At 73.4% G+C, this 9,411-nt stretch carries 11 protein-coding genes; 7 read left to right on the forward strand and 4 right to left on the reverse strand.

Annotation, left to right across the window (positions count from 1 at the left end; genetic code table 11):
* Positions 1-38 precede the first annotated feature (38 nt).
* A complete protein-coding gene (locus ACGFX4_RS28055) occupies positions 39-1,193 on the forward strand; it encodes an aminotransferase class V-fold PLP-dependent enzyme (protein ID WP_393079899.1) in 1,155 nt (384 codons plus the stop codon).
* Between the two features lie 19 nt (positions 1,194-1,212).
* On the opposite strand, the gene ACGFX4_RS28060 is transcribed toward ACGFX4_RS28055, so the two are convergent.
* Both ACGFX4_RS28060 and ACGFX4_RS28065 read right to left on the reverse strand, forming a co-directional pair.
* Positions 1,213-1,551 carry an ArsR/SmtB family transcription factor gene (locus tag ACGFX4_RS28060; RefSeq protein ID WP_393079901.1) on the reverse strand — a complete coding sequence of 113 codons (339 nt, stop codon included), beginning with the start codon at positions 1,549-1,551 and terminating at the stop codon, positions 1,213-1,215.
* 27 nt (positions 1,552-1,578) lie between these two features.
* Positions 1,579-1,953: a hypothetical protein gene (locus ACGFX4_RS28065; RefSeq protein WP_345700132.1), complete on the reverse strand. Its 375-nt coding sequence runs from the start codon at positions 1,951-1,953 to the stop codon at positions 1,579-1,581.
* Between the two features lie 264 nt (positions 1,954-2,217).
* On the opposite strand from ACGFX4_RS28065, the gene ACGFX4_RS28070 reads away from it, so the two are divergent.
* Positions 2,218-5,127 carry a DEAD/DEAH box helicase gene (locus ACGFX4_RS28070; protein ID WP_393079903.1) on the forward strand — a complete coding sequence of 970 codons (2,910 nt, stop codon included), beginning with the start codon at positions 2,218-2,220 and terminating at the stop codon, positions 5,125-5,127.
* 27 nt (positions 5,128-5,154) lie between these two features.
* On the opposite strand, the gene ACGFX4_RS28075 is transcribed toward ACGFX4_RS28070, so the two are convergent.
* Positions 5,155-5,475, reverse strand: a complete 321-nt coding sequence (locus tag ACGFX4_RS28075; RefSeq protein WP_393079905.1) for a DMT family transporter — start codon at positions 5,473-5,475, stop codon at positions 5,155-5,157.
* Positions 5,476-5,478: 3 nt separating this feature from the next.
* On the reverse strand, positions 5,479-6,144 hold the full coding sequence (locus tag ACGFX4_RS28080) for an FMN-dependent NADH-azoreductase (protein WP_393079908.1): 666 nt from the start codon (positions 6,142-6,144) through the stop codon (positions 5,479-5,481).
* 116 nt (positions 6,145-6,260) lie between these two features.
* On the opposite strand from ACGFX4_RS28080, the gene ACGFX4_RS28085 reads away from it, so the two are divergent.
* From ACGFX4_RS28085 to ACGFX4_RS28105, 5 genes are all read left to right on the forward strand, one after another.
* A complete protein-coding gene (locus tag ACGFX4_RS28085) occupies positions 6,261-6,875 on the forward strand; it encodes a TetR/AcrR family transcriptional regulator (RefSeq protein ID WP_393079911.1) in 615 nt (204 codons plus the stop codon).
* An 88-nt stretch (positions 6,876-6,963) separates the two neighbouring features.
* On the forward strand, positions 6,964-7,428 hold the full coding sequence (locus tag ACGFX4_RS28090; RefSeq protein WP_393079913.1) for an SRPBCC domain-containing protein: 465 nt from the start codon (positions 6,964-6,966) through the stop codon (positions 7,426-7,428).
* Positions 7,425-7,763, forward strand: coding sequence for an ArsR/SmtB family transcription factor (locus ACGFX4_RS28095; protein ID WP_393079916.1), 339 nt, complete (start codon positions 7,425-7,427; stop codon positions 7,761-7,763). Before ACGFX4_RS28090 ends, ACGFX4_RS28095 begins: the two co-directional genes overlap by 4 nt.
* A gap of 2 nt (positions 7,764-7,765) precedes the next feature.
* Positions 7,766-8,203 (forward strand): SRPBCC domain-containing protein, encoded by a 438-nt coding sequence (locus ACGFX4_RS28100; protein ID WP_393079919.1) that lies wholly within the window; start codon positions 7,766-7,768, stop codon positions 8,201-8,203.
* A 79-nt stretch (positions 8,204-8,282) separates the two neighbouring features.
* Positions 8,283-9,305, forward strand: coding sequence for a LacI family DNA-binding transcriptional regulator (locus ACGFX4_RS28105; RefSeq protein WP_393079922.1), 1,023 nt, complete (start codon positions 8,283-8,285; stop codon positions 9,303-9,305).
* Positions 9,306-9,411 lie beyond the last annotated feature (106 nt).

A 9,411-nucleotide genomic window follows, 5' to 3' on the forward strand; every position in this document is an offset into this window, starting at 1 on the left:
ACACAGCATAAAATTCGAGACGACCCCTGGACGAACCGATGACCTCACCCCTGCCCGGTACCGGAAACCTCTTCACCCTCGACCCGGAGGTGGCCCACCTCAACCACGGCTCGTACGGCGCCGTCCCGGTCCCCGTGCAGCGCGTCCAGGCCAGACTCCGGGCCGAACAGGAACGCGACCCGGACGGGTTCTTCCTCGACCTGCCCGACCGGATCGCCCGGGCCCGCGCCGAGGTCGCCTCCGCGCTCGGCGGCGACCCGGGGAAGCTCGCCCTGCTCACCAACGTCACCGAGGGCGTCGCGGTCGCCCTGGACACCGTCCCGCTCGGGCCCGGCGACGAGGTGCTGGTCACCGACCACGGCTACGGCGTGGTCACCCGGGCCGCCGAGCGGCGCGCCGCGGAGAGCGGCGCCACCGTGCGCTGCGTCCGGATCTCCCCGCACGCCCCGGACGAGGAGGCGGTCCGCGACCGGGTGCTGGACGCCGTCACGCCCCGCACCCGGGTCGCCGTGCTCGACCTGATCACCTCGCCCACCGCCCGCGCGATCGCCACCCCGGAGCTGCTCGCCGACCTCGCGGCCCGCGGTGTGGTCACCGTGGTGGACGCCGCGCACGCCCCCGGCATGCTGCCGGTCGACCTGGGCGGCGCGGCCGGCGGCGCCGACTTCTGGATCGGCAACCTGCACAAGTGGGCCTTCGCCCCGCGGGCCGCCGCCGTGCTCGCGGTCACCGCCGCCTGGCGGCCCAAGGTCCGCCCGCTGATGCTCTCCTGGGAGCACGACCGGGGCTTCCCGGCCCGGGTCGAGTGGCGCGGCACCTGCGACTACACCCCGTGGCTGGCCGCCCCGGCCGGCTTCGCCCTGCTGGAGAAGCTCGGCACCGACCGGGTCCGGCGGCACAACGAGGCGCTCGTCGGGCACGGCCGCCGGCAGCTGATCGAGCGCGCCGGGCTGCGCCCGCTCGCCGAGTGCGCGGGCACCTCGATGCGGGCGCTGCGGCTGCCGCCCGGGGTGGCCGAGAGCGAGCACGCGGCGAAGGCGCTGATGGTCGCCGTCCGCCGCCGGCTCGGGGCCCGGATCGCGGTCCGGCCCTGGATCGGCGGCGGCGTCCTGCGGGTCAGCGCCCAGGTGTACAACCGCCCGGAGGAGTACGTCCGGCTGGCCGAGGGGCTGACCCATCTGATCACCCGTTAGGCGACTGCCCGTGGGGCGATCACCCGTTGGGGCCGCCCGCGCGCAGCTCGGCCAACAGGATGTTCTGGTCCGTCAGCAGTTCGGTGAGGATCCGGCGGGCGGTGCGCAGCAGCTCCGCCACGTCGGCGCCGGCCAGCTCGTAGACCACGCTGGAGCCCTCCCTGGTGGCGGTCACCAGCCCGGCCCGGCGCAGCACCGCGAGCTGCTGGGACAGGCTGGAGGGCTCGATGTCCAGATCGGCCAGCAGCTCCCGGACCGGGGTCGGCCCGGCCTGCAGCAGCTCCAGCACCCGGATCCGCACCGGATGCCCCAGCATCCGGAAGAACTCGGCCTTGGCCTGGTACAGCGGTTTGGGCATCGACGCCCCCTCCCTCCGGACCCCCGGTCAGATCTCCAGCGTGGACTCGATCCGCTTCAGCTGGTGCCGGGCCATCGCCAGGTTGGACCGGGTGCGGTTGAGCGCCAGGTACAGGAACAGCCCGCGACCGGTCTTCGTGGTCAGTGGTCGGATCAGGTGGTACTGGCTGGTCAGGCTGATCAGGATGTCCTCGATGTCGTTGTCCTGGAGATTCAGCATCTCCATGGTGCGCATCTTGGCACGGACCAGGTCCGTGTTGGCGGCCGCTGCGACATTGAGGTCGATTTCGGCACCGTCACCCAGGGTGCCGAGCGCCATGCCGCTGTTGTAGTCGACCAGGGCTACCCCCATGGCCCCCTCGATGTTCATCGCTTCCTTCAGCGAGGTCTCCAGATTCGCCATCGTGATCCTCCAGTTCGTGGCGTGCTCGGTGGTCCGACTGTAGGAACCGTTCGGTCCTGGCATGACTGTTGATCAGAAGAGTCTGAATTCGATCGACTGTTGATCCGACCTGACGTTTCGTCGACCGAATGAAGACATTTGCAACTCAGGATGTGAGCACTTCGCCAGTTGCATGATCACCGGGAGCAGTGGTCCGACCGCGCCGCGTGGCCCCCGGAAAACGGTGTCATTGATGTCAGTGCAGCCGGGTAACCTCAGGCTGAGATGCACGATCAACCACACCGAACCCAGCAGCTGCGCCCCGTCGCACGGGAAGACCAGGTGACACCAGTGGACACCCCCCTGCCCGAGCAGCAGCTGAGCCCCTCCGAGGCGTACGCCGCCGCGCGCGAGCGTGCCAAGGAGCAGGCCACCGCGCTGCACGGCTTCCAGCAGCTGTACGACTTCCCGCTCGACCCCTTCCAGATCGAGGCCTGTCGGGCCCTGGAGGCCGGCGAGGGCGTCCTGGTCGCCGCGCCCACCGGCTCCGGCAAGACCATCGTCGGCGAGTTCGCCGTCCACCTCGCCCTGGCGAGCGGCCGCAAGTGCTTCTACACCACGCCGATCAAGGCGCTCTCCAACCAGAAGTTCGGCGACCTGGTCAAGCGGTACGGCGCCGCCAAGGTCGGCCTGCTCACCGGCGACAACAGCGTCAACGGCGACGCCCCGGTGGTCGTGATGACCACCGAGGTGCTGCGCAACATGCTGTACGCGGGCTCCTCCGCCCTGGACGGCCTCGGCTACGTGGTGATGGACGAGGTCCACTACCTCGCCGACCGCTTCCGCGGCGCCGTCTGGGAGGAGGTCATCATCCACCTGCCCGAGTCGGTGGTGCTGGCCTCGCTGTCGGCCACCGTCTCCAACGCCGAGGAGTTCGGCGACTGGCTGGACACGGTGCGCGGCGGCACCCGGGTGATCGTCTCCGAGCACCGCCCGGTCCCGCTGTGGCAGCACGTGATGGCCGGCAACCGGATGTACGACCTGTTCGCCAACCCGGACCGCGACGGCCGCCCCAAGAACGCCCCGCGCAACCCCGCCAAGGCGGTCAACCCCGAGCTGGTCCGGCTCGCCCGCTCCGAGATGGACCGCGGCGGGCGCGACCGCTTCGCCAAGGGCCGCGGCCGCTCGATGCCGGCCGGCCGCCCCGGCCGGGTCTGGACGCCGGGCCGGATCGACGTGATCGAGCGGCTCGACGCCGAGGGCCTGCTCCCGGCGATCACCTTCATCTTCAGCCGGGCCGGCTGCGAGGCCGCCGTCCAGCAGTGCCTCTCCTCCGGCCTGCGCCTCAACCGGGACGCCGAGCGCGCCCAGGTCCGGCAGATCGTCGAGGAGCGCTGCGCCGACATCCCCGACCAGGACCTGCACGTGCTCGGCTACTACGAGTGGCTGGACGGGCTGGAGCGCGGCATCGCCGCCCACCACGCCGGCATGCTGCCCCGGTTCAAGGAGGTCGTCGAGGAGCTCTTCGTCAAGGGCCTGGTCAAGGCGGTCTTCGCCACCGAGACCCTGGCGCTCGGCATCAACATGCCCGCCCGCTCGGTGGTCATGGAGAAGCTGGTCAAGTGGAACGGCGAGACCCACGCCGACATCACCCCCGGCGAGTACACCCAGCTCACCGGCCGGGCCGGCCGCCGCGGCATCGACGTCGAGGGCCACGCCGTGGTGCTCTGGCAGCGCGGCCTCGACCCGGAGGCGCTGGCCGGCCTGGCCGGCACCCGCACCTACCCGCTGAAGTCCTCCTTCCGCCCCTCGTACAACATGGCGGTCAACCTGGTCGGCCAGTTCGGCCGGCACCGCTCGCGGGAGCTGCTGGAGACCTCCTTCGCGCAGTTCCAGGCCGACCGCTCGGTGGTCGGCATCGCCCGCCAGGTGCAGCGCAACGAGGAGGGTCTGGAGGGCTACCGCGAGTCGATGACCTGCCACCTCGGCGACTTCGACGAGTACATGTCGCTGCGCCGGCAGCTCAAGGAGCGGGAGAACGAGCTCGCCCGCGAGGGCAGCAGCCAGCGCCGCTCGGCCGCCGTCGAGTCGATCGAGCAGCTCAAGCCGGGCGACATCATCCACGTCCCGACCGGCAAGTTCGCCGGCCTCGCGCTGGTCCTCGACCCGGGCCTGCCGCCGGTCTCCCGGCACGGCCGCGGCGCGAGCCGCCACCCCGACTACCAGGACGGGCCGCGCCCGGTGGTGCTCACCGCCGAGCGCCAGGTCAAGCGCCTCGCGATGATCGATTTCCCGCACCCGGTGGCCCCGGTCGACCGGATGCGGATCCCCAAGTCCTTCAACCCGCGCAGCCCGCAGTCCCGCCGCGACCTCGCCTCGGCGCTGCGCACCAAGGCCGGCCACACCGAGCCCGAGCGCTTCCGCCGCGGCCGGGCGGCCGCCGCCGACGACCCCGAGATCGCCCGGCTGCGCGCCACCCTGCGGCAGCACCCCTGCCACGGCTGTGACGAGCGGGAGGACCACGCCCGCTGGTCCGAGCGCTACCACCGCCTGCACCGGGACACCGAGCTGCTGGAGCGGCGGATGCGCTCGCGCACCCACACCATCGCCCGCACCTTCGACCGGGTCTGCGGCCTGCTCACCGACCTCGGCTACCTCACCGGCGACACCGTCACCGCGGACGGCAAGCGCCTGGGCCGGCTCTACGGCGAGCTCGACCTGCTCGCCTCCGAGTGCATCCGCGAGGGCGTCTGGCGGGGCCTGGCCGCCGCCGAGCTCGCCGCCTGCGCCTCGGCGCTGGTGTACGAGGCCCGGCAGTCCGACGACGCGCTCGCCCCGCGGGTGCCCGAGGGCAACGCCAAGACCGCGCTCGGCCACATGGTCCGGATCTGGGGCCACCTGGACGCGCTGGAGGAGCAGCACAAGATCTCCACCGCCGAGGGCGTCGGCCAGCGCGAGCCCGACCTGGGCTTCGCCTGGGCCGCGTACCGCTGGGCGCTCGGCCACGAGCTGGACCAGGTGCTGCGCGACGCCGACATGCCGGCCGGCGACTTCGTCCGCTGGACGAAGCAGCTGATCGACGTGCTCGGTCAGATCCAGGACGCGGCCGGCGAGGACGCCGAGCTGCGCTCCACCGCCCGCAAGGCGGTCGACGGCCTGCGCCGCGGCATCATCGCCTACTCCTCGGTCGGCTGACCCGACCGCACCGTCCGCCCGGCCGGGTCACCCCGACTCGCCCAGGCGGACGGTGACCAGGCCGGCGGTGATCAGCGCGAGGCCGACGGCGCGCAGCGGGGTGAGCGCCTCGCCCCGCAGCAGGGCGCCGACCAGGACGGCTCCGACGCTGCCGATGCCGGTGAAGACCGCGTACGCGGTGCCCACCGGCAGGTCGCGGACCGCGCGGGCGAGCAGGAACACCGCGCCCAGCATCAGCGCGAAGCAGAGCACGGTCTGCGGGAGACGGGTGAACCCGTCGGTCGGGCGGATGCTCTGCGCCCAGGCGACCTCGACCGCACCGGCCGCCAGCAGCCAGATCCACGCCACGGCTCAGCCCTCCCGTCCGGCCGCGGCCAGCTCGCGGGCCAGTGCGTCGGCCTGCTCCAGCGCCCGGGCGGCCGAGTCCCGGTGCTGCGGCAGCCGGGCCGCCAGCGCCGGGTCGACCGTCGCGTTGACCAGTTCGGCGCCGATCAGCCGGCCGTCCTCGACCGCGTAGTGGCCGCGGAAGAAGTCCAGCAGGTAGCGGCCCTGGTGGTCGAACGGTTCCCGGGGCGTCCCCGGGCCGTACGCGCCGCCGCGGGCCGAGAGCACCACGAAGCGGCGCGGGGCCAGCACCATCTTCGGGAAGGTCACCTGGTCGATCCAGGCCTTGAGCGCGGCCGGGACGCCGAAGTTGTACATCGGAGCGCCGATCAGCACCACGTCGGCGGCGGTCAGCTCGGCCAGCAGCGGGGCGACCACCGCCCACGCCCGCCGCTGCTCGGGGCCGCGCACCGCCTCCGGGTACCGGGCGATCTCGGTGATGCCCTCCCGCAGCAGGGTGTCGCAGATGCCGGTCCAGCCGGCGCCGATCGGCGGCACCGGCTCGGCGGCGAGGTCGCGGTGGACCACCGCGCCGCCGCCGGCCTCCCGCCAGCCGCGGACGAACGCCGCGCCGAGGCGGCGGGTGACGGAGTCGGTGCGTGCGCTGCTGTTCAGGTGCAGAAGCCGTGGCATGGCGGACCCCCAGGAAGCCGGTGGCAGGCAAGCAAGCGGACACGGTGTCCGCTTGTCTCCCTCCGCACCCTACGAGCAAGTGGACGCGATGTCCACTTGTCCCTAGGCTGTCCACCGTGACCGAACTCCCCCCGCTGCCCCGGATCGACGAGGGTCGTCCGCGCGAGCGCGCCGACGCCGCCCGCAATCGGGCCCGGGTGCTCGCTGCCGCCGAGCGGCTCTTCGCCGAGGGCGACCCGGCCGCCGTGACCATGGACGACATCGCCAAGGCCGCCGGCCTCGGCCGCGGCACGCTCTACCGGCGCTACCCGGACCGGGCGTCGATCGCCCGGGCGCTCCTCGACGAGCACGAGCGGGCGCTCCAGGAGCGGGTGATCGCCGGCCCGTCGCCGCTCGGCCCCGGCCCGGCGGACGGGCCGCACCCCGCGCCCGGGGAGCGGCTGGCCGCTTTCTACGCGGCGATGGCCGGCCTGCTGGAGACCCACGTCCACCTGGTGCTGGGTGCGGAGACCGGTGAGGCGCGCTACCGGACCGGCGCCTACGGCTTCTGGCGGCTGCACGTCGCCCACCTGGCCCGGCAGGCCGGCCTGCCCGACCCCGAGGCCGCCGCCGACCACCTGCTGGCCCCGCTCGCCCCCGAGCTCTTCCGCCACCAGCGCCAGGGCGGCCTGTCGCTGGAGCGGATCGTCGCGGCGCTGGAAGGGCTGGCGCGTCGCGCGCTGGCCGCCTGACGGGCCTGTCGCAACCATCGGTTGCGAGTCGCTGGGGTTCGGTCTACAGTGATGTGCAACCAAAGGTTGCTTATCCCTGGAGGCTTCGATGGAGTACGGCAGCATCGAGCGGGAGATCCACATCGACGCCGCCCCCGAGGTGGTCTACGAGGTCGTCAGCACGCCCGAGCACCTGCGCGAGTGGTGGCCCGACGAGGCCGACCTCAAGCCCGTCCCCGGCGCCACCGGTGTGATCACCTTCGGCGACCCGGCCTCGCCCGACGCCACGGTGGCCCCGATCACCGTGGTCGAGGCCGACCCGCCCCGGCGGTTCGCCTTCCGCTGGGTGTACGAGGACGGCGAGAGCGCCGCCCCCGACAACTCGCTGCTGGTCACCTTCGACCTGGTCCCCTCCGGCGCCGGCACCCTGCTGCGCTTCAGCGAGGTCGGCTTCCGGGAGAAGGGCTGGGAGGCCGCCGTCCTGGAAGAGGCCTACCTGGACCACGCCCGCGGCTGGGACCACTTCCTGCCCCGCCTGGCCGCCTACGCGCCCCGAGCGGCGGCGACGTCGTGACCACCGCCGTCGACGACGAGCTCTGGTCCGCGGTCGGCGACCCGATCCGCCGCCGGATGCTCGACCTGCTGCTCACCGAGGGCGGCGGCACCGCCACCACCCTCAGCGACCACCTGCCGGTCACCCGCCAGGCCGTCGCCAAGCACCTCGGCGTCCTCGACCGCGCAGGCCTGGTGCACGGCACCGCCCTGGGCCGCGAACGCCGCTACGAGGTCGACCGCGCCCAGCTCGCCCGGGCCGTCGCCCAACTCACCGCGGTCGGCGCCGCATGGGACGCCCGACTGCACCGCATCAAGCGGATCGCCGAGGCGATCCAGCAGACCCGAGAGGAATGACCATGGACATCGTGCACCGCATCGGCGCCACCGCACCGATCGAGAAGGTCTACGCCGCTCTCACCACCGTGGACGGCCTGGCCGCCTGGTGGACCGAGGACACCGACGGCGACGCCGCGCCCGGCGGCGTGCTCCGCTTCCGCTTCCTGCCCGGCGGCTTCGACATGAAGGTGCTGGAGGCCGAGCCCTCCCACCGGGTGCTCTGGGAGGTCGTCGACGGCCCCGAGGAGTGGATCGGCACCCGGGTCTCCTTCGACCTCAGGACCGAGGGCGAGTGGACGATCCTGCTCTTCCGCCACGAGGGCTGGCGCGAGCAGGTGGAGTTCATGTCCCACTGCAGCACCAAGTGGGCCAGTTACCTGCTGAGCCTCAAGAAGCTCGTCGAGACCGGCGCGGGCGAGCCCTCCCCGAACGACGTCCGGATCTCCGACTGGCACTGACACCGACCCCGGACTGACGGTGCGCCCGATTCTGACGTATCGTCAGAATCGGACGCACACCCACCGTAGACTCCTGCGGGTGACCAAGGTGACGCGCGACGACGTGGCCAGGATGGCGGGGACCTCGACCGCGGTGGTCTCCTACGTGGTGAACAACGGCCCGCGGCCCGTGGCACCGGACACCCGCGAACGGGTGGTCGCGGCGATCGCCGTCCTCGGCTACCGCCCCGACCGGGTCGCCCGGGCGATGGCCAGCCGCCGGACCGACCTGCTGGGCCTGATCGTCCCCGACGCGCGGCAGCCCTTCTTCGGGGAGATCGCGCACGCCCTGGAGCAGGCCGCCGCCGAGCGGGGCACGATGGTGCTGGTCGGGAACTCGGACTACCGGGACGAGCGCGAGGTTCACTACCTGCGCGCCTTCCTCGACATGCAGGTCTCCGGGCTGGTCCTGGTCAGCCAGGGGCCGAGCGAGCAGGCCTCCGCCGAGCTCGCCGACACCGACGCGCGCGTGGTCCTGCTGCACGAGAGCCCCGAGTCGTTCCGCGAGTTCGCCGTGGTGACGGACGACGTCGGCGGGGCCCGGCTCGCCACCCGCCACCTGCTGGAGCACGGACACGCGTACGTGGCCTGCCTCGGCGGCATCGAGCCCACGCCGACGATCGGCGACCCGGTCACCGACCACGTCGAGGGCTGGCGGCAGGCCATGCGGGAGGCCGGACGGTCCACCGAGGGCCGCCTGTTCGCGTGTCCGTACAACCGGTACCAGGCCTACCGGGTGGGCCTGGAGCTGCTGAGCGGCCCGGCCCGGCCGACGGCCGTGTTCTGCTCGACCGACGACCAGGCGATCGGGCTGCTGCGGGCGGCCCGGGAACTGCGGATCGACGTGCCGGGCGAGCTGGCGGTGGCGGGCTTCGACGACCTGAAGGAGGCGGCGCTCACCGATCCGCCGCTGACCACCGTCGCCTCCGACCGGCCCGCGATGGCCAGGGCGGCGGTCGAACTGGTGCTGGGCTCCGCGCCCCGGACAGGCGGCGCGGGCAGCGACCGGCTGCGCCAGTTCCCCTCCCGGCTGGTCGTCCGCCGCTCCTGCGGCTGCGGCTGAGCCCCCCCCCGGGGGGGGGGGGGGGGGGGGGGGGGGGGGGGGGGGGGGGGGGGGGGGGGGGGGGGGGGGGGGGGGGGGGGCGGCGGGGGGGGGGGAGCGGGCGGGC

It is taken from the genome of Kitasatospora sp. NPDC048365 (assembly GCF_043200835.1).
Classification (GTDB): domain Bacteria; phylum Actinomycetota; class Actinomycetes; order Streptomycetales; family Streptomycetaceae; genus Kitasatospora; species Kitasatospora terrestris.

Bases quoted from the DNA above. Each gene is read 5' to 3' on its own strand.
- ACGFX4_RS28055 (WP_393079899.1), top strand. From the start codon at position 39: ATGACCTCACCCCTGCCCGGTACCGGAAACCTCTTCACCCTCGACCCG.
- ACGFX4_RS28060 (WP_393079901.1), bottom strand. From the start codon at position 1,551: ATGCCCAAACCGCTGTACCAGGCCAAGGCCGAGTTCTTCCGGATGCTG.
- ACGFX4_RS28065 (WP_345700132.1), bottom strand. From the start codon at position 1,953: ATGGCGAATCTGGAGACCTCGCTGAAGGAAGCGATGAACATCGAGGGG.
- ACGFX4_RS28070 (WP_393079903.1), top strand. From the start codon at position 2,218: ATGCACGATCAACCACACCGAACCCAGCAGCTGCGCCCCGTCGCACGG.
- ACGFX4_RS28080 (WP_393079908.1), bottom strand. From the start codon at position 6,144: ATGCCACGGCTTCTGCACCTGAACAGCAGCGCACGCACCGACTCCGTC.
- ACGFX4_RS28090 (WP_393079913.1), top strand. From the start codon at position 6,964: ATGGAGTACGGCAGCATCGAGCGGGAGATCCACATCGACGCCGCCCCC.
- ACGFX4_RS28100 (WP_393079919.1), top strand. From the start codon at position 7,766: ATGGACATCGTGCACCGCATCGGCGCCACCGCACCGATCGAGAAGGTC.